This window comes from Pyxidicoccus xibeiensis (assembly GCF_024198175.1).
Classification (GTDB): Bacteria; Myxococcota; Myxococcia; order Myxococcales; family Myxococcaceae; genus Myxococcus; species Myxococcus xibeiensis.
The window spans coordinates 214,114-233,393 of the sequence record NZ_JAJVKV010000012.1 but is presented as its reverse complement, the minus strand read 5'-3'; the positions used below and the strand labels follow the sequence as shown (position 1 = coordinate 233,393).

The window sequence follows — 19,280 nt, the reverse complement described above, 5'->3', positions numbered from 1 at the left end:
GCGGAAGCCCCAGCTCCGCGCATGAAAGAAGTCCTCTCACGCCATCCGCAGCGCGGAGATGTCCCGCCGGCCCACCACCGCCAGCCCCTGCTTCACCATGTGGAGCTGGCTGCCCGAGTCCACGAAGGGCTCGGTGTCCGGGAACTCGCGCACGGCCTCCAGCCGCCCCTGTCGCAGCTCCACCCGCGTCAGCCCCCCGTCGGTGGCGCAGAAGAGCGCGTCCCCCACCGCACACCGGCCGCGCGCCCCGCCGCCCAGCCACGTTCCGTCCCCCGCCTCCGCCACCGCGCTCGCTCGCAGCGCCCCGTCCGAGCCCACCACCAGGCAGTGGTGCACCGTGCGTCCCCCCGTCTCCTCGGTGAGGAAGAGCCACGCATTCGGCCCGTCGAAGACACACTCGGCCTCCACGAGCTGCCCCGTGGGCCACGGCAGCGTCAGTCCGTCCTTCAATCCCAAGCGCCCCGCGTCGAAGACGAAAGCCCCGCGCAGCCCTCCCGCCCGGTGGAAGCCCAGCCCGAAGCGTGGCCCCACGAAGAGCCGCGTCTGCCCCTGCAGCACGTCGCCGATTCGCTCCGGCCCGTACGTCCCGTCCCGCCACAGGCCGCCCCCCACGGCCCAGTAGCGGTGCCGCGCGTTGGCGGCGAAGGCGGGCCGGCCCTCCGGAGCGTCCACCCCCAGGCGCTCCGCGGGCCGGCCCGGTGCCAGCACCGCCACCTCCCCGCCCTGCCCCACCAGCGTCACGTCCCCCTGGAGCGCCCAGCGCAGCGTCGGGTCCAGCCCCCCGCGCATCACCACGCGCCCATCCTCGCGCCGGTAGGCCCCTTCCGCGTGGTACAGCCAGCGCAGCACCCCGTCCTCGGCGCTCGCGTGCACCAGCACACCGCGCGTGGAGAACAGGCGCGTCGAAGTCACCTGCCCGCGCGCCGAGGTGACGGGCGTGACGGTGGCCGTCGCGTTCGGCTGGCACGTGGGGCACGCGCCGCGCGCATGCTCCACGCCGCACGACGCGCACGCGGTGAAGTGCAGGCCGTCCAGCAGCGGCAGCGGGAAGGCTCCGCGCAGGTCCTCCACGAAGACGCGGTGCAGGTGGTGCAGCACGTCGTCCGGCAGCGTGTGCAGCGGCAGCGCCGGCTTGGGGTACTGCACCTCGGGGTGGAAGACGGTGACGCGCTGGAGCACGCGGCTCGCGGGCGTCATCCGCGCACCGGGAGTCTTCGGCCGATGCACACCACCGTGAGGCCCCACGCACAACAGGCCCTGCATCGCCGTCACCGCAAAGGCATACCAGTCGCTCTCCAAGGACGCGGGCACCACGGGCACCAGGCCCCCGCCGCTCCCGAGCCGCAGCGGGTCGAGGAAGCGCTCGGTGAACACCGGACACAGGTACGTGCCGAACTGGAAGCTGTCCGCGTCGATGAAGTACGCGTCCGCCGCGCCCGCCACCAGCACGTTGAGGTCGTTGAAGTCCCCCACCACCACGCCCGACGCATGCACGGCGGCGAGCGTCCGGTGCAGCCCACGCAGCACCTCCACCACACGCGAGGAGGTGGCGCCGGCGCGGCGGAACGACGGCTCACCGAAGCGACGCAACGGCTCCACCGCGTCCAGCTTGCGCATGGCGTAGCCGAGCACCGTGGCGCCCTTGCGGTCCGTGGCGAGCGCCTGCGGCACCACCACGCGCCCGGGCAGTCCGGTGGGGAAGGCGCGCAGCTTGCGCTGGTGCTCGTCCAGGCGGACGCGCGCCGCGGCCTGCTCCGCGGGCAGGCCCGTGTAGTCCGGGTGCTCGGGCGGCTTGAACAGCTTGAGGGCGCGGCCGTCGCCCAGGTCGAAGACGTCCGCCTCGCCGCCCTTGCCCAGCGCGTTCGCCGGGTTGACCTTGACCTTCTTCCCCTCGAGCCAGACGTCCATGGCGTCATGCCCTCCCCATGCGGCGGCGCAGCACCACCAGCGTGGTGTCGTCGGGCAGGAGCCCCGGCGTGCGCACCAGGCGCCGCTCCCCGAAGTCGGCACGCACGGCCTCGCGGTTGAGCAATGACAGACGGCGGCGCAGTGCGTCCGGGTTGGCGAAGTACCGGTCGTCCGTCCAGAGCCGCGACAGCGGCCCCACCGTCTCCTCCTTGTCGGGGAGGCGCGCCGAGGCGAGCCGCGCCAGGTCCGCCACGCCATCCGTCCCGAGCAGCAGCGCGTGCACGTCCTCCGTCGGCACCAGCGCCTGGGTGGACAGCGTCGTGTCGTCCCCGCGCAGCAGCGCATAGGCGAGGTACGGCGGCGCGTTGCCCGGAAACGGCCCGAGCGGGTGCACCTCGCCGTTGAGCGCCCACACCCCGTCCCCCGCCGAGAAGACGAGCGTCTTCGAGGGCGTCACCACCGCGCCCACCAGCGTGAAGAGGAAGTCCCCCAGTGCGTCCCTGCCCAGCTCCCCCCGGAGCTCTCCCAGCAGGCACAGCACGTCCTCGCGCAGGCCGGGCAGGAACGTCGCCTCGTCCACGTGCTCCCCTTCCGCCAGCCGTACCAGCGCCGCCTGTGCCAGCCGCCTCACGCCGAGCTGCGCGCCCAGCTCACTGCACGGCTGGCTGCCGCACCCGTCCGCCACCACCGCCACCAGGCCGTGCTCGCTGGCACGGACGCACAGCGCATCCTGGTTGTTGCGCCCCGCCCGAGCGTGCTCACGTCCCTGCACCGAGGCGGCGGCGATGTCGAAGGGCAGCGCGGACATGACTCTCCCGTGGCCCGCTGAGGGCACGGACGGCGAAACCGAGACACGCTGGCGGCACACCCCGCCCGTGGCCTCCCCACGGGTGGCGGCCTCCTCACGTCCCCGGAGCAAGGCGCCACGAGCGCGCCTCTCCGTTGGCGGCGCCAGCCCGCTGCGCCTTGCCCCAGGTTCGTGTTTCTACGACACCAACATAGTGTCCAAGCGACACCATGTCAAATCAATCGGGGGCGTTCGCACTGGAGGGCAGGGCCCGCGTTGGCGGGCGCACACCCGGGGTCAGGGCGGCTTCAGAGCTCGAAGTTGAAGCCCGCCTTCTCCAGCTGTTTGTATTTCTTGTGGTCGAACCGGTAGAGGCGCGCGGCGCGGTGGGAGACGTCCTGCTCCACCTCGTCCAGCTCCTCCAGCAGGTCCATGGCGAGAATCTTCTTCCGGAAGTTCCGCTTGTCGAGCTGCCGCTCCAGGACGATTTCGTACAGGCGCTGGAGCTGGGTAAGGGTGAACTTGGGAGGCAGCAGCTCGAAGCCGATGGGCTGGTAGCGGACCTTGCCCTTGAGCCGCTGCAGCGCGGTGGAGAGGATGTCCGCGTGGTCGAACGCCAGCTTCGGCGTGTCCCAGACGGAGAACCACGCCGCCTCGCGCGCGTCCGTGGCCGCGTGCAGCGTGTGGTCGCTGAGCTTCACCAGCGCGAAGTAGGCCACGGTGACGACGCGTCCCCGGGGGTCCCGCTCCGGAGCGCCGAAGGTGTAGAGCTGCTCCATGTGCCCGGGGCGGATGCCGGCCTCTTCCTCCAGCTCCCGGCGCGCGGCGGTGTCCAGGGCCTCGTCCATCCGCACGAAGCCGCCCGGCAGCGCCCACCGCCCCGCGAAGGGCTCCACGCCCCGGCGGATGAGCAGCACCTTCAGGTCCTCGTCATCCAGGCCGAAGACGACGCAGTCCACCGTCAGTGCCGGTCTCGGGTACTCGTAGGTGTGGCTCACGGCTCCATCCGTTCGCTTCGCGCTGCGGTGGACACCCGGCATAGTGTCCGTCGCACACCCGGGTCAAGCCGGGGCCACCGGCCCGTGAAGGCTCAGGGACGCAGCGACTCCGCCGCCGCGAGCCGCCGCGCCACCGCGTCGATGAGCGCCCCACCCCGCTCCAGTTGCGCGTCCGCCAGTCGGATGAGGGTGGCATTCGGCCGGGCCTCGGGCACGGCCTGGAACACCCGCTCCACGGCCTCCGCCTCGCGGCCCGGGCCCAGCCACACCGCGTAGAGGATGGTGGCGGACGCGGTGGAGCGGCTGATGCCCGCCTCACAGTGCACGAGCACCTTGCGCGTGGTGCCCAGGTGCCCCCGGGCGAACTGGATGATTCTCGCGACGTCCTCGGCCGTGGGCGCGGAGTACGACTCCGAGTCCTCCGTCACGTCATGGAACAGCAGCCGCAGGCGGTGCTCCGCGCGCAGGAAGCCCACGGGGTGACGCTGGCCCGGGTCGCCGATGGACACGAGGCACCCCACTTCCTTGCCCGGGGTGCGGGACATCAGCCGCTTCACGGCCTGCCCCCGCGGGAGGATTTCGATGACGGGGAGCGTGTCCGGCTCGGAGCCCATGCGCTCAGAGCCTACCGCCCCGCGCCCGCCGCTACACGCGAACCATGCGCGAGAGCTGGCGCCAGTCGACGAGCTGGACGCTCTCCTCGGCCAGGTCGAACTCCAGCGAGCGGCGCATGCCGATGACGTCCCCGCCCATCTGGAACGGCACCTCGCGGTCGAAGTCCATGCGCAGGCGCTGGACGAACCAGTCGTGCATGCGCGGCATCGGGTGCTCTCCGCGCCACAGCTTGAACATGTTGCGCGTGGCCTCCAGCACCGTGGCGCCATACACGCGCACGGACAGCCGGTGCGGCACCGCCTGGGCGAAGGGGAAGGCCTTGAAGCCGAAGCCCCACTCGGGCGTGGTGGCCGCGCCGGCCACGCCCGCGGGCCCCTGATACAGCAGCGCGCCCTTGTCCCCGTGAGTCACCGGCTGCACCGCGCCCCGCGAGTCCACGGTGAGCGCGGTGTCACCCAGGTTGTAGACGGACACGTTGGGATTGCCCTCGCCGAACACGTGGCGGGGCACCGTCCGGGTGAACATGGCCCCGAGGTAGCCGCGCAGGCCGGCCTGGGTGCCGGCCAGTGGACCGGCGCTGGCGAGCTGGTTCTTGAAGTCCTGAATCATCTCCGCGTCCCAGCCCGTGCCGGCGAAGGGCGCCACCTTTCCCTCCACGCGCACCAGGGAGAAGGGCCGCAGGGGCGGCAGGCGCTCGCCCATGGCGGAGATCTGCTTCAGCGCGAGCGCGGGCCGGGGTGCCCCCGTGACGCGGGCCCAGGCATTGCCGGTCCCCAGCGGCAGCACGCCGATGGCGGGCAGCGCGACTCCGGCCGTGCGCAGCTCGTTGAGGAGCCCGGTAATCGTTCCGTCCCCTCCTCCGGCGAGCAGCAGGGAGGGCGGGTTGGGCCGGAGCGTGTCGGAAATCCAGGCACGGGCCTCCTCGAGCGAGCGGGTGAGGGCCACACGGGCGCGAGGCAGGAAGCGCTCCACGAGGCCTCCCACTCCTTCAGAGCCTCGGCGGGCGCGCAGGTTGACGAGGACGGCGATGTTGGTCATGGCGGGTGGACTTTCCCCAGGCTGTGTCATGGCCCGGTCACGGCGCCGCAACCCGGAGCGCGTCGTGACGCAAAGATGACCCTTTTTCAGCTCGCGAGCGCGTGGGCGACGCGCACTCCGAGTCTTCGTCCGGCCCCTCCCTTGCGGAAGGATGAGGCCGCCGCGACGAGTCCCCCAGCGAACAGCAGCCGGCGGAGCCACTGCTTGCCGGCCGAGTGGTAGCCACCGGAGGTGCCGGTGCCCTCGGCCATGGGGCGGAAGAGGCTACCGGAGGTATGGCCCTGGCGCACCTTCTCGAAGTGCTGGGAGCTGGTGACGCCGCGCATGGTCCGCTCGAAGGTGGCGGGCATGAGGCCGTGCATGGCGGCGAAGCCCCGGGCGGCGGGGCCGACGAGCACCTCGTGCCTGGGCTTGCGCAGGACGCGGAGGATGGCCCGGGCCACGCGCTCCGGGGTGTAGACGGGCTCCACGGGGCGGATGCGCCAGCCGGTGTAGTTGGCGGTGTGCTGCCACAGCGGCGTGTCGATGGCGGCGGGCAGCACGGTGCACACGTCGATGCCGGTGTTGAGCATCTCCTGGCGGACGGAGGCGGAGAAGCCGCGCACGGCGTGCTTGGAGGCGACGTAGGCGCTGACGTACGGCGCGGCGACGGCGCCGAAGGTGGAGGAGACGTTGACGAGGGTGCCGTAGCCCTGGTGGCGGAACTGCGTCACGGCGACGCGGGTGCCAGTGACGGTGCCGAAGAAGTTGGTCTCCATGAGGTGGCGAAAGGCATCGTCGGGGGTCTGCTCGAGGCTGCCCATGAGGTAGACGCCGGCGTTGTTGATCCACGCGTCGAAGTGGCCGAACGCGGCGAGGGCCTCGTCGGCGAGGTGGTGCACGGCCTTGGAGTCCGAGACGTCGGTGGGGACGACGAGGGCGCGCACGCCCCGGGCCTCGCACTCGCGAGCCAGGTCATCGAGAGGGTCCTCACGGCGGGCGGCGAGCACCACATGGGCGCCCTTCTTCGCCAGCGCGAGCGCGGTGGCCCGGCCGATGCCGCTCGACGCTCCGGTGATGACGATGATCCGGTCCTTCCATCCCCGCTTCATTCCGCTGTCTCCTTGCCGGGGCAACCCCGTGGCCCCCTACCCCCTCGCGAAGATGGGGATGGCACGCTGCGACGCACCCGGCCATCGCAAGGCCCCCTGAGGGGCAGGCAGCCGGGCGGACATATAAAGGTGGGGCTCGGGTCCTCCAGCGGGACGGTGCGTCCAGGCCGTGGACGGGTGGGGCCTGCCGCGGGAGGCGGTGGGGATGGGTTCCAGCCGGGGCCGACGCCAGGTGGGATGTGCCAAGGGGCTGAAAGAACTGGGGTTCTGGATTGGGGCGGCGGGTCTGGAGGAAGGTGGGTGGACTTGGTATGTGCGCTCGGCTGTCGGATGGCTGACGGAACACGGCCTGCACCCGGTCCGCATCATGAACTCCCCCAAGACCCCTCTCGCGGCCACCTGCATCGGGCGCTCGCCAATCCCTGCTCAAGGACTCGCAGAGATGAGAATCACATTTGCCATTCTAGCGTGTCTGATTTCGGCGACGACGTATGCGGCACCTCGCCGCATGGTGATAGCCGACGGCGACTGCAAGGACGCGGAGCTGGGCAGTCAGGCCAAGGCGTTCCTGGATGCGCTCGCGTCGCGCCCCGAGCAGGAGACGCTGAGCGCCGCCGAGTTCGGTGAGCGGCTCTTCCCCCAGGCCAACAAGAGCTACGAGGACCTCCAGCGCCAGCTCGAGGCCGCCCAGGACCAGTTCTACGAAGGCCGCAACGCCAGGGCGGCCCAGGCCGTCGACGAAGCGCTCCAGCAGATCACCCGCCTGCCCGTGGGAGACATGCGCTGGAAGCTCTTCGTGGACGCCCAGCTCCTCCACGGCCTGAACTACCGCACCCTGGGCAAGGTGAAGGAGAGCGACGCCGCGTTCCGCAGCGTGTTGCGGCTCCAGCCGGAGTACACGCTCGACCCGGACCAGTTCGCCCCGTCCCTGCGGCAGTCCTTCGACAAGCTGAAGCGAGACCTGGCCCGGACGCCCAGGGTGAAGCTGTCCGTGAAGTCCACGCTGCCCGCGGCGGACGTGTACCTCGACGGGCTCAAGGTTGGACAGACGCCGCTGACGCTCGACGTGATTGCAGGCACCTACGACCTCACCCTGGTGAAGGGCACCGCCACCAGCTTCCCCCGTCAGGTCCAGGTGCAGGGCGCCGACACGCCCCTGCTCATCGACGTGGCTTATGAGAGCTCCGTGTCCGCCAATCCCTTCCCCTGCATCACCTCCACGGATGGAAATGACGAGCGGACCCTCAGTCATGCCGTCCGGCTGGGTGGCACGCTCGGCGTGGAGGAGGTCATCGTCGTCCGGCTGGAGCGCACGAGCAGCGGCCCGAAGTGGTTCGCCGCCACCGTGCTCAACGTCGAGGGGGGCCAGAAGCTGCGCGAGGGAGGCTTCAAGACGCAGGGAATGGATGCTCCGTCGGAAGCCCTCCCCGCCCTCGTGGACTTCGTGACCACGGGCCGCTCCCCCTCCAACCTCGTCGTGATGAATGCCAATGGCAAGGCCCCCTGGGAGCAGCCGGGCAGTGCGCAGCGGGGTGGAACAGACGTCAACGCGAGCAATCAGCTCTCGTCGTCCCGTTCGGCCTCAGGGCTGCGGGTAGCGTCCTATGTGGCGCTCGGCGCGGGCGTGGCGGCGCTCGGCGGCGCGGGCGTGGTGCGGCTCATGGCCCAGAAGGACGTGAATGCGCTGGAGAAGCGGCTCGACAATGGCCGCATCCTGTCCACCGACAGGGAGGCCCTGGTGCTGCGCGACTCCCTGGCGAAGAAGAGCAACGTCCTCAACGGGCTGCTCGTCGGTGGCGGCGCCGCGGTGGCCACGGGCGCGGTGCTCTTCCTGCTGTCCCCGTCCGCTCCGCCTCCTGTCTCGGTGGGGCTCTCCACCGATGGTGAGGGCGCCTCGGCCACGCTGTCCGGCTCCTTCTGACGGCCGCATTCGAAGGGCACCGCATCCCCGGAAGGGCGCGTAGAGTGCGCCCATGATGCGTGCCCTCCTCGTCCTGTTGCTGGCCACGAGCGCCTCCGCCGCGGCTCCCCGCACCTTCCGGGTCGACTACTTTCACACCGGCAATGCCACCGAGGAGCGCTTCAGCATCGACAAGGTGGTCCTCGAGCCGCTGCCCTGGCCCGGCCATCCCGAGCGAGCCATCGACGAGACGAACCTCGGCAAGTACCTCTTCGAGGTGCGGGACAGGACGTCGAACCGGCTCCTGTTCTCGCGCGGCTTCGCCTCCATCTACGGCGAGTGGGAAATCACCACCGAGGCGCGGAGCATGCACCGCACCTTCCACGAGTCGCTGCGCTTCCCCGCCCCGGAGCGCCCCGTCCAGGTGCTCCTCAAGAAGCGGGATGCGCAGAACGCCTTCCGCGAGGTCTGGTCGCTGGTGGTGGACCCGAAGGGGATGTTCGTGGACCCGTCCTCGCCCCCTTCACCCGGCCCGCTGCTGAAGCTGCTGGAGAGCGGACCGCCGGAGCAGAAGGTGGACCTGCTCATCCTCGGCGACGGTTACACCGAGGCCGAGCGCCCCAAGTTCGAGAAGGACGCCCGCCGCATGGTGGACATCCTCTTCACCTTCTCGCCCTTCAAGGAGCGCAAGGCGGACTTCAACGTGTGGGGCCTGGTGCCCGCCGCCGCGCAGTCCGGCATCTCCCGCCCCTCCACGGGCGTCCACCGGCGCTCGCCCGTGGGCACCACCTATGACGCCTTCGGCAGCGAGCGCTATGTCCTCACCTTCGACAACAAGGCCTTCCGCGAGACGGCCGCCTTCGCGCCCTACGAGTTCGTGGAAATCCTGGCCAATGGCAACACGTACGGCGGCGGGGGCATCTTCGGCCTCTACGGCACCGTGGCCGCCGACAGCCTGTGGGCGCCGTATGTCTTCGTCCACGAGTTCGGCCACCACTTCGCGGGCCTCGCCGACGAGTACTACACCTCCGAGTCCGTCTACGTCCCCGCCGCGGACCGGCTCGAGCCGTGGGAGAAGAACGTCACCGCGCTCCACGCTCCCGAGCAGCTCAAGTGGAAGCACCTGGTGTCACAGGCGACTCCGCTTCCCACGCCCTGGGACAAGGCCGGGTACGAGAAACACGCCACGGACGTGCAGCATCGCCGCCGGCAGGTCCGCGCCCAGCGCAAGCCGGAGTCGGACATGGATGCCCTCTTCCTGTCCCAGCGGGACTGGGAGGAGAAGTTCCTATCCACGCAGAAGTACTCGGGTCGGGTGGGCGCCTTCGAGGGGGCCATGTACGAGCCCCGGGGGTACTACCGGCCCCAGCTCGACTGCGTGATGTTCACCCGGGACCGCGTGCCGTTCTGCGCGGTGTGTCAGGGCGCCATCTCGGAGGTCATCGACCTGTACGCGGGCCCGCCGAAGCGGGCTCCGCGCGCGACTCCTTGAACACCTGACATTTCAAGCCAGCCCCGTGTCAAATGCCCGTATCCCCGGGGCAGCCCAATGGACCCTCTCCAAGTTCAGGTGTAAGGGAGGCCACTACCTGCTGAATCCCTTGGAGGGGACTGCATGCTCAGACGGAATTGGCTTCCGGCTCTCTTGACCGCCGTGCTGGTCACGATGGGCTCGGGCTGTGGAGACGAGTGCGTCGATTCGTTCGACTGTCGCAATGACAATGGTCAGCCCGCAGAGGGCAAGGAGTGGACCTGCAACGACGGTACGTGCGAGCAGCGCGACCTCACCACGCCGCCGCCTCCTCCTCCGGAAGATGCGGGCACGGATGCCGGGACGGACGCGGGTACGGACGCTGGCACCGATGCCGGTACGGACGCGGGCACGGATGCCGGTACGGACGCGGGCGTGACGTGCACGGATACCGCCACGGGCGGCGCCCAGGACCAGGGCTGCACCGCTGCGAACCCCGTCTGCGACACCACGACCAACACGTGCAAGGCGTGCCTCGACTCGGACCAGGCCGGTGGCGAAGACACGGGCTGCTCGGCTGCGACGCCCTTCTGCAAGACCGATGAGGCGGGCGGCGCGGGTGTGTGCAAGGCGTGCCTCGACTCGGACCAGGCCGGTGGCCAGGACACGGGCTGCGCGGCCGCGGCGCCCTTCTGCAAGACCGATGAGGCCGGTGGCGCGGGCGCGTGCAAGGCGTGCCTCGACACGGCGCAGGCCGCAGAGCTGGACCAGGGCTGCAGCACGCCGACCAACATCTGTGACATCACCGCCGCCAACGGCGTCGGTCAGTGCAAGGTGTGTGTGACGACCGGTGGTACCGCCGTCGGTTGCCAGGGCAGCCAGACCTGCAACGCGGCCGGCACGGCCTGCGAGGGCTGCGCGGACGACACCTCATGCGCCCCGGAGACCCCGGTGTGCCGCACGGACACGCAGCCGACGGCCTGCGTCGAGTGCACCAGCACCAGCGATGCCCGCTGTGACGAGAGCAAGCCGGTGTGCAACGCCAACAACCTCTGCGGCTGCACGACGAACACGCAGTGCGCGGACGAGCCGGGCACCCGTGACTTCTGCGACACCGCCGCCGCCAACGGCCGCGGCCTGTGCGAGGTGTGCGTGACGGACGCCAACTGCGCGGGCATCGACCCGAACCGGCCTGTCTGCAACGGCAAGACGGCCTGCGTCCAGTGCGTCACCAACGCGCACTGCTCACTGACCCAGACGTGCAACACCACGAACAACACCTGCGAGAACTCGAGCGTCCCCACGACTCCGGCGCAGACCAGCGCGCAGATTCAGGCATTCATCGCCGCTGCCGCTGGCAACCTGGCGAGTCCGTTGCCCATCACCGGTGGTTTCGTCACCTTCCTCAAGCCCGCGGTGCCCGGGCAGGCGGCCACCGAGCCGTCGGGCTTCTTCCTCCAGGCAGAGGCCGCCGGCCCCGCGATGTTCGTGTCCGATGCCACGGCGGCTGGCCAGGTGGCCGTCGGTGACCGGGTCAGCTTCAACGTGACCGTCAAGACGGTCACCAGCGGGGTGGATATCGCCTCGACGGTGACGGACTTCTCCGTGGTGACCCGCGGTCTCCCGGTGCAGAACCTCAATACGGCCACCCCCGCTGGCCTGAAGGTCGATCACACGGATACGGGCACCCTGGTGTCCGCCCTGAATGACGTGGAGTCCGAGCTCATCTACCTGACCGGCGATATCGAAACCGCGGATGGAGCACAGGGAACCGGATTCGCAGGCTTCCAGATCACCACCGATGGAATCACGGCCCCTGCCGCCACCTTCCGGCTCCGCGTGCCCGATGCCCTGGTCACCGAGCTCGACATCACTCCGGGCTGCGCGTTCACGCTGAACAATGGCGCCATGTGGCGCTTCACCGCCAGCGCACAGCCGTCGGCATTCTCCTCCTCTGACCTCACGGTTTCGACCTGCCCGGCGCCCAAGCTCGTGTCCGCGGCTGCGCGCTCCCTGACGGAAGTCGTGCTGACGTTCGACCGATTCATCTCCGCGGCAAGCATCACCGACGCCGCCGCACAGTTCACCTTCACGGAAGGGCTGACGGCCTCGGCCGCACAGGTCAGTGGCAAGCAAGTCATCGTGACGACGAGCGCCCAGACGCCCGGAACCAGCTACACCGCCACCGTTGCCACGAGTGTCACGGATAGGGCCGGAACCCCTGTCTCGGGCACGGCGAACACTGGAACCTTCACGGGCTACCGCACGGCTGCCGTTCTGCGGCTCACCGAGGTGCAGCCAAACTTCGCTGGCAATGCGGACCTGATCGAGCTGCAGGTCGTCAGCGCGGGTACGACCGCCGGGCTTGTCATCCACCAGGACGCAATCGCGCCCATCCGGGTGCTGGCGACCCTGCCGGACGTGGGTGTTGCCGAGGGTGACATCATCGTGGTGCACATCAATGGCACGGCCCAGAACGATGAGCGCACCGCCAAGGACCAGTTCCCGTCCAGCGCGACGCCTGGCAACTACGACACTGCATGGGACTTCCGGGGCGCCGGCGGTGCAGGCAATGGCGACATCCAGTACTCCAGCCGCGTCATCATGGTGAGAGATGGGGCCGGCACGATTCAGGATGCCGTGCCCTTCTACAGGACCGGTGTGACTCCGCCAGGCGCGTTCCCGAGCAACCTGCAGGCCATCCAGGCGGCGGGACAGTGGTTGCCCGCTGATTGCACGGGCCAGGCGTGCACGCCCACGTCGACGCCCACTTCCAATGACGTGTCTGTCAACTGGACGGGAATCCTGACGACCACGGCCACCACGGTCCGCCGGATCAACGCCACCGATACGAACCTGGCGGCTGATTGGGCAGTGGGCGCATCGTCCTTCGGTGTCGCCAATCCGTAGCCTCACGGCTCACGGTTGAATCATCCGGGCCGCGGTTCCCCAGGGAGCCGCGGCCCTTTTGTTTCCCCGGATGGGTGGATGAAGACCCGTACGTCACTGTCACCGTGTGGCACTACAGTGACGCGCTCATCTTCAGTGGGCCCGGGTTCGGGGGCCGGAGTCTCCATGCGGTTCCCACGCGTCCTGTCGCTGCTGCTCGCCCTCCTCCTGACGGCGTGTCCCGGCTCGAACCCCACTCCCGGCACGGATGCTGGCTCAAACCCCGAGGACGGCGGGGACTCCGCGCTCACCCTCTCCACCGACGCCCTCCCGGCCGCCACCGTCGCCTCGCCCTACCGCGCGAGCCTCTCCGCTTCCGGTGGCTCCCTTCCGTACTCCTGGCACCTCGTCGAAGGCTCCCTGCCTGCGGGCCTGACGCTCTCCAGCTCGGGCGAAATCACCGGCACTCCTTCCACCTCGGGCTCCGCCTCCTTCACCCTCGAGGTCCGTGACTCGCGTGCCCGCTCCGCTCGCGGGACGTTTGTCATTGAAGTCCGTGGCTCGGGATTCCAGGTCACCACCTCGGCCCTCCCGGATGCGTATCTCGGCACCGAGTACTCCGTCTCACTGGAGGCCTCGGGCGGCACCGCGCCCTACACCTGGACCCTCGCGGGCGGCGCCCTGCCGTCGGGCCTTCGGCTCGGAGCGAATGGCCGCTTCACCGGTCCCCCCGTGGCCTCGGGCACCTTCGCCGTCACCGTCAGCGTCCAGGACGCCGCCGGCCTCTCCGCCCAGCGCGACCTTCCCCTCTCCGTCTTCGCGCCGCCTTCCCTCTCAAGCACCCCGCTCGCCCTCGCCGTCGTCGGCGTGCCCTACTCCGCCGCGCTGCAGGCCACGGGCGGCCGGGGGCCGCTCACCTTCCGCATCAACTCGGGCTCGCTGCCCGCGGGACTCCGGCTGGAGGAGGGCGCCATCCTCGGCACGCCCACCACCGCGGGCGCCGCGTCCTTCACCGTCGAGGTGCAGGACCGCAATGACCGCGCCGCCTCCGCCTCCTTCCAGCTCTCCGTTCGCGGCGGCCTCACTGTCACGCCCACCACCCTGCCGGACGCGTATACCGACGCCGCTTATGGCCATGCCCTCTCCGCCGCGGGCGGCCAGCCTCCGTACACCTGGGCCCTCACGCAGGGCCCCCTGCCCACGGGACTGAGCCTCCTCGCGTCAGGTGTCCTCGAGGGCACGTCGACCACCGCGGGCACGTCCTCGTTCACCGTCCGCGTCACCGATGCCGATGGTGCCAGCGATACCCGTGAAGTGACGCTCGCCACGTATGCGCCTCCCTCCGTCGCCGCGGTGCCTGCCCAGAGCGTCTACGTCAATGACAGCGTCGCGCTCCCCTTCACGGCCTCCAGTGGCAGGGCGCCGTATGTCTTCACCGCCTCCGGCGAGCTGCCTCCCTCGCTGACGCTCGCACCCGAGGGGCTCCTCCACGGCCGGCCCTCCCTGGCGGGCGGCTTCGCCTTCGACGTCATCGCTCGCGACGCCAATGGCCGCACCGCCACGCGCTCCGTCTCCATCACCGTCCACGCACCTCCCGCCATCACCTCCACCACGCTGCCGGACGGTGACCTGGGACAGCCCTACAGCCAGCGCCTCTCCTCGACGGGCGGCCGGGGCACGCTGACCTGGTCACTCGCCTCCGGCTCCCTGCCCGCGGGAATGGGCCTCTCACCGAACGGCACGCTCAGCGGCACACCGTCGGCCGCCGGCACGTCCTCCTTCACCGTCCGCGTCGCCGACGAGGGCGGACGCACCGACAGCCGCACGTGGGTGCTCGCCGTCTACGGTCCGCCCACCATCACCACCAGCGCGCTCCCTGACGGCTACTCGGGCAGCACGTATTCCGCCAGCCTCACCGCCACGGGCGGACGCGCGCCGCATACCTGGTCCATCGCCTCCGGCTCGCTGCCCACGGGAGTCACCCTCACGCCGAGCACCGGCGCCCTCTCCGGCACCCCCGGTGACAATGCCAGCACCTTCTCCGTCACCCTCCGCGTCACCGACAGCGCGGGCCGCGGCGCCACCCGGTCGCTCACCCTCGCCGTGTACGTGCCGCTGTCCCTCTCGGGACCCGGCCTCGAGCTCGACGGCTATGTCTCGGAGGAGTTCAGCGCCAGGTACTTCCTCACCGGCGGCAAGCCACCCTACGTCTTCTTCACGCCCGGCACCCGCCCCGCGTGGCTCGTCCTCACCAGCAGCGGCGAGCTCTTCGGCACGCCCCACTCCGTGGGCACCACCTCCGGCCAGGTCAGCGTCTCCGACGCGAACGGGCGCACCGCGACGCAGCCCTTCGTCCTCACCACGTACCTGCTCCCCACCGTCGTCAACACCTCGCATCCCGAGGGTCGCGTCGGCGAGGCCTACTCCACCCAGCTGTCCGCAGCGGGGGGCAAGGCGCTTTTCACCTGGAGCATTGCCTCGGGAGCGCTCCCCACGGGGCTGTCGCTCAACGCCTACACGGGGCGCATCAGCGGCACGCCCACCAGCGGCTCCACATCCTTCGAGGTGCGCGTCTCCGACGCCAACAACCGCGCCTCCGTGCGCGCCATCACCCTCCCCATCTACGCGCCGCCCGTCGTGACGACGACCTCGCTCCCGCAGGCCACCGTGGGCCAGCCCTACAGCGCCACGCTCACCGCCTCCAACGGGCGGGCGCCCCTGTCCTGGAGCCACACCGGCGCGCTGCCCTCCGGGCTGTCCCTGTCCTCCACGGGCGTCCTCTCCGGCACGCCCACGGCCACCGGCACCTCCAGCTTCACCGTCACCGTGAGCGACTCCGAGAGCCAGTCGCCCCCGCGCACGCTGTCCCTCTTCGTGAGCGGCGCGGGCGCCCTGTTCACCGTGGGCCACTGGAACATCGAGTGGTTCGGCGCGCCCAACCAGGGACCTCCGAGCTCGACCTCCGATGGCGGCACTCCCGACGACCTGCAGATTGCCTACGCGCGCGACATCCTGAGCAGTGACGCGGGCGTCAACGTGTGGGGACTCGTGGAGATGGTGGACTCCAACGACTTCGACACCCTCAAGGCCCAGCTGCCCGGCTACAGCGGCTTCCTCGCCAATGACGTCGCCTACGTTCCCGATGGCGACTTCTGGTACGGCAACGGAGAGCAGAAGCCCGGCATCCTCTACGACAGCACCCTCACCTTCCTCGGTGCCTACCTCATCCTCACCGAGGCCGCCTTCGACTTCGCTGGCCGTCCGCCCCTGCGCGTGGACTTCACCGTCCGCGCCCACGGTGCCGATGAAAACCTCACCGTCATCGTCGTCCACATGAAGGCGTTCGAAGACCTGGACGCCTATGGGCAGCGACAGCGCGCCAGCGCCGCGCTCAAGAGCTACCTCGACTCGCAGCTGCCCTTCGAGCGCGTGCTCGTCATCGGCGACTGGAATGACGACGTCGACCACTCGATTACGGAGAGTGGTGGCGTGCCGCTCGTCACCCCCTTCGAGTCCTTCCTGCTCGACGCCTCCGACTACACCTTCATCACCCGGCCGTTGTCGCTCGCCGGTGAGCGCACCACCGTCAACTACCCCGACGCCATCGACCACACGCTCGCCACCAACGAGATGGCCGCCGACTACCTGCCCGGCTCGGTCCGCGTGCTGCGCCCCAACACGTCCCCTCACAACTACGGGAACACCGTCAGCGACCACTACCCCGTCATCAGCCGCTATGTACTGGAGGGCCACCTCCCAGGGCCCTCGCCCGCGCCGCACCTGTTCATCAACGAGGTGCTCGCCAACGAGCCCTCCCTCGACGGCGGCGTGGGAGACTCCCACTACGAGTTCATCGAGGTGGTCAACGCCGGCTCCACCAGCGCCGACCTGTCCGGCTGGAGCCTGCGCGACTCCACGGCCGAGCGTCACGTCTTCGCCTCCGGGACGACGCTCGCCCCGGGCCGCGCCTTCGTCGTCTTCGGCGGCCCCCGCGGCTTTCCGGCCGGCACGCCCAACACCGTGGCCGCCTCCACCGGATTCCTCGGGCTCAACAACGACGGGGACACCGCGTACCTCCACATCTCCGACGGCGGCATCGCGGACCTGGTGCCCTACACCACCACCGAGGACAACCGCTCCATCAACCGGAGACCCGATGCCGTGCCGGACGCGGGCTTCGTCCCCCACACCACGCTCAACCCGGGCCTCAATGCCTCTCCGGGACGGCGCGCGGATGGCGGCGCGTTCTGAGGTTCAGCGCGGGGGCGTGGGCTCGGCGCCCGGCCGCGCGCGGCCCTGGGGAGTCTCGCGCAGGTTGGGCAGGACCTCCGGCTCCGGCCGGGGCAGCACCTCCACCTCGCGCGCCACCCAGCCTCCGGGGCCCTCGTCGTAGCTCACGCGGACCTCATCGCCCGTCCACATCCCGCCCAGCCCCAGGGACTTGCCCTTCAGCAGGATGCGCGTGCCCGGGTTCACCTCGAGGTCCCGCTCCACGCCGGCCAGGTCCCGGATGAGCAGCTCGTTGTCGCCCACCCACGTCACGTGCCCCTGCACGCTCCCGGTGGGCTCGGGACGTCCCGAGCCGCCCTGTCCCGTAGGCTCCTGCACCATCGCGTCGGGCCCCTTCAGGGACTCGGGGTCCGGTGCCGGCTCGCGCGAGGCCATCAGCTCTCGCAGCACCTCGGAGCGCCCCTCACGCTCGCCCGCCGAAGGCCCCTGCAGCCCCTCGCCCCGCTCGCACCCGAGCCCCAGGGCGCCCACCAGGAGCGCCAGCCACGTCCAGCCACGTGCGCCGCTCATCGTCTCGTGCCCTCCCGCCCGGGAAGGAGCCCCCAGGGCCCAGGCTCGGCCCCGGCCTCCCTCCGTCTCCTCCTCAACATGAGGACGGCGGGGGCGGCCGAGAACCCACGGGCCCGGGCGCCTCGTGCCTCGAAGGCCAGCGGGCGGACGACGGAGGGCCACCCCGTCGCCTCGTCCAGCGGAACGGCTACCGCGCGGCCTCGATGGCGAAGATGAGCGTCACCTTCGCCTGCACCGTCTGCTCCTCCGGCTGGATGGGCGTCGTCGAGGCGCGGGCATCCGCCACCTCCGCCATGGCGAAGCGCGCCGCGTACAGCCGCGGGGGCTCCGTCACCGTGCTCACGTCCAGCACCGCGCCCAGCTTCACGTTCAGCGATGCCGCCAGCACCTCCGCCGACTTGCGCGCCCGCGCCACCGCCTGCCGCAGCGCCTCGCCCTGCACCGCGTCCTCACGGCTCAGCCCGAAGCGCACCTGGTCCACCCGGTTCGCGCCCGCAGCCAGCGCCTGGTCCAGCAGGCTCCCCACGCGGGACAGCTCCGTCACATGGGCGCTCACCAGGTTGCTCACGCGGTAGCCCCGCAGCTTCGGCTCCTGCTCGTTCGGGCCCTGCGGCGCGTAGTCCGGATACACCGAGTAGTTGCGCGTCTGGATGTCCCGCCGGGCGATGCCCGCGGACGTCAGCGCCGCAATCACCTTCTCCATTCGCTTCGCGTTCTGCTCTCCCGCCGCCTTCGCCGTCGGCGCCAGCGTCTCCACCGCCAAGTCGATGAAGGCCTCGTCGGGCTGGGCCTTCACCTCGCCCGTGCCCTCCACGCGAATCGTCCGCACCAGCGGGTCCACCGGGGGACGCGGCACGGGCACGGACGGAGACTGCGCGGTGGCCACCAGGCCGGTGAGCAGGACAGCGGTGAGCAATCAGGGACGAAAGGTGTGGAGCATGGCGCCTCCTCGGGCGGGTGCGGTGCGGCGTCGGCTGACGACGTCCTCACCCCCTGGGACGGCAGGGCCCCGGACGGCATTCACTCCGTCTCGGGGCCCACTCACTTCCCACTCCCGGAAGGTGCTCCCTCCTTCCCTCAGGAAGTGAGAGCACCGTCCGTCCGCGCCCGGCTAGTGCGTCGTGGCGTCCGCGCCCGGCTCCTGGGCGCCCGGCCGCAGCCCGGCGACGGAGCGCACCTTGGTGGCCGCCTTGCGGCGCGCGGAGCGCAGCGCGTCCCGGCCGATGTCCATCACCGCCGACATCGCGCCCGCGACGATGTTGCCCGGCGGCGTGTCCGGCGCCAGCGGGTGCGGCCGGGTGGGCGCCGCCTTCTTCGCCATCTCCAGCACGTCCGCCATCGTCCGCAGCTCCTGGGGACGGAAGGCCTTCTTCACGGCGGGGAACAGCTCGCTCTCCTCGTCCAGCACGTGCGAGCGCACGTTCTCCATCAGCACGTGCACCTTGGCGTCGAAGCGCTCCGCCTCCGGCGGCAGCGCGTCCAGCTCCGCCAGCGTCAGCTTCACCACGTGGTGCTCTTCCAGCGCGTTGAGCACGTCGTCCCCCAGCTCCTCCGCGCGCGCACGCACCGCCGGGTAGAAGACCTGCTCCTCGATGGACGCGTGCATCGACAGCTCGCGCACCATCTGGTCCACCAGCTTGCGCTTCAGCTTGTGGGCATTGGGTCCCGCCTTCTCGTACTTGCGGAACAACTGCTCCACCGTCTTGTGGTCGGCCTTCAGCAATGCAATGGCATCCATGGGTCCTCCTCCCCCGAGGTCTTGAAGCCGCGCGGCTCCGGGCCC

General features: G+C 70.5%; 13 protein-coding genes. 4 read left to right on the top strand and 9 right to left on the bottom strand.

Translation table 11 applies throughout. From position 1 onward, the window contains the following. Positions 1-36 precede the first annotated feature (36 nt). The 6 genes from LXT23_RS37785 to LXT23_RS37760 all read right to left on the bottom strand — a co-directional run bounded on the left by LXT23_RS37785 (position 37) and on the right by LXT23_RS37760 (position 6,437). Entirely contained in the window at positions 37-1,908 is a 1,872-nt protein-coding gene (locus LXT23_RS37785) for a hypothetical protein (protein WP_253985280.1), read from the bottom strand. Between the two features lie 4 nt (positions 1,909-1,912). Further along, on the bottom strand, positions 1,913-2,716 hold the full coding sequence (locus tag LXT23_RS37780) for a protein phosphatase 2C domain-containing protein (RefSeq protein WP_253985279.1): 804 nt from the start codon (positions 2,714-2,716) through the stop codon (positions 1,913-1,915). 287 nt (positions 2,717-3,003) lie between these two features. Then, a complete protein-coding gene (locus tag LXT23_RS37775) occupies positions 3,004-3,693 on the bottom strand; it encodes an NUDIX hydrolase (RefSeq protein WP_253985278.1) in 690 nt (229 codons plus the stop codon). Between the two features lie 92 nt (positions 3,694-3,785). Next, positions 3,786-4,307 (bottom strand): tyrosine phosphatase family protein, encoded by a 522-nt coding sequence (locus tag LXT23_RS37770; protein WP_253985277.1) that lies wholly within the window; start codon positions 4,305-4,307, stop codon positions 3,786-3,788. A gap of 31 nt (positions 4,308-4,338) precedes the next feature. Further along, entirely contained in the window at positions 4,339-5,346 is a 1,008-nt protein-coding gene (locus LXT23_RS37765; protein WP_253985276.1) for a diacylglycerol/lipid kinase family protein, read from the bottom strand. 86 nt (positions 5,347-5,432) lie between these two features. Next, positions 5,433-6,437 carry an SDR family oxidoreductase gene (locus LXT23_RS37760; protein WP_253985275.1) on the bottom strand — a complete coding sequence of 335 codons (1,005 nt, stop codon included), beginning with the start codon at positions 6,435-6,437 and terminating at the stop codon, positions 5,433-5,435. Between the two features lie 508 nt (positions 6,438-6,945). Between LXT23_RS37760 and LXT23_RS37755 the strand changes: the two genes are divergently transcribed. From LXT23_RS37755 to LXT23_RS37740, 4 genes are all read left to right on the top strand, one after another. Next, positions 6,946-8,358: a PEGA domain-containing protein gene (locus LXT23_RS37755; protein ID WP_253985274.1), complete on the top strand. Its 1,413-nt coding sequence runs from the start codon at positions 6,946-6,948 to the stop codon at positions 8,356-8,358. Positions 8,359-8,410: 52 nt separating this feature from the next. Beyond that, the gene (locus tag LXT23_RS37750; protein ID WP_253985273.1) at positions 8,411-9,829 is read left to right on the top strand and encodes an IgA Peptidase M64; all 1,419 of its coding nucleotides are present in this window, start codon (positions 8,411-8,413) and stop codon (positions 9,827-9,829) included. Positions 9,830-9,952: 123 nt separating this feature from the next. Beyond that, on the top strand, positions 9,953-12,718 hold the full coding sequence (locus tag LXT23_RS37745; RefSeq protein WP_253985272.1) for an Ig-like domain-containing protein: 2,766 nt from the start codon (positions 9,953-9,955) through the stop codon (positions 12,716-12,718). A gap of 165 nt (positions 12,719-12,883) precedes the next feature. Then, a complete protein-coding gene (locus tag LXT23_RS37740; protein WP_253985271.1) occupies positions 12,884-16,948 on the top strand; it encodes a putative Ig domain-containing protein in 4,065 nt (1,354 codons plus the stop codon). 3 nt (positions 16,949-16,951) lie between these two features. Here the strand turns inward: LXT23_RS37740 and LXT23_RS37735 are convergent, their stop codons facing one another. From LXT23_RS37735 to LXT23_RS37725, 3 genes are all read right to left on the bottom strand, one after another. Then, positions 16,952-17,497 carry a hypothetical protein gene (locus LXT23_RS37735; protein ID WP_253985270.1) on the bottom strand — a complete coding sequence of 182 codons (546 nt, stop codon included), beginning with the start codon at positions 17,495-17,497 and terminating at the stop codon, positions 16,952-16,954. A gap of 187 nt (positions 17,498-17,684) precedes the next feature. Continuing rightward, positions 17,685-18,413 carry an SIMPL domain-containing protein gene (locus tag LXT23_RS37730; protein WP_253985269.1) on the bottom strand — a complete coding sequence of 243 codons (729 nt, stop codon included), beginning with the start codon at positions 18,411-18,413 and terminating at the stop codon, positions 17,685-17,687. A 195-nt stretch (positions 18,414-18,608) separates the two neighbouring features. Then, the gene (locus LXT23_RS37725) at positions 18,609-19,235 is read right to left on the bottom strand and encodes a hemerythrin domain-containing protein (RefSeq protein WP_253985268.1); all 627 of its coding nucleotides are present in this window, start codon (positions 19,233-19,235) and stop codon (positions 18,609-18,611) included. Between the last annotated feature and the right edge of the window lie 45 nt (positions 19,236-19,280).

Coding starts and splice junctions, on each gene's coding strand:
- LXT23_RS37740 (WP_253985271.1), top strand. CDS start 12,884: ATGCGGTTCCCACGCGTCCTGTCGCTGCTGCTCGCCCTCCTCCTGACG.
- LXT23_RS37750 (WP_253985273.1), top strand. CDS start 8,411: ATGATGCGTGCCCTCCTCGTCCTGTTGCTGGCCACGAGCGCCTCCGCC.
- LXT23_RS37770 (WP_253985277.1), bottom strand. CDS start 4,307: ATGGGCTCCGAGCCGGACACGCTCCCCGTCATCGAAATCCTCCCGCGG.
- LXT23_RS37745 (WP_253985272.1), top strand. CDS start 9,953: ATGCTCAGACGGAATTGGCTTCCGGCTCTCTTGACCGCCGTGCTGGTC.
- LXT23_RS37760 (WP_253985275.1), bottom strand. CDS start 6,437: ATGAAGCGGGGATGGAAGGACCGGATCATCGTCATCACCGGAGCGTCG.
- LXT23_RS37735 (WP_253985270.1), bottom strand. CDS start 17,497: ATGAGCGGCGCACGTGGCTGGACGTGGCTGGCGCTCCTGGTGGGCGCC.
- LXT23_RS37780 (WP_253985279.1), bottom strand. CDS start 2,716: ATGTCCGCGCTGCCCTTCGACATCGCCGCCGCCTCGGTGCAGGGACGT.
- LXT23_RS37755 (WP_253985274.1), top strand. CDS start 6,946: ATGGTGATAGCCGACGGCGACTGCAAGGACGCGGAGCTGGGCAGTCAG.
- LXT23_RS37725 (WP_253985268.1), bottom strand. CDS start 19,235: ATGGATGCCATTGCATTGCTGAAGGCCGACCACAAGACGGTGGAGCAG.
- LXT23_RS37765 (WP_253985276.1), bottom strand. CDS start 5,346: ATGACCAACATCGCCGTCCTCGTCAACCTGCGCGCCCGCCGAGGCTCT.
- LXT23_RS37785 (WP_253985280.1), bottom strand. CDS start 1,908: ATGGACGTCTGGCTCGAGGGGAAGAAGGTCAAGGTCAACCCGGCGAAC.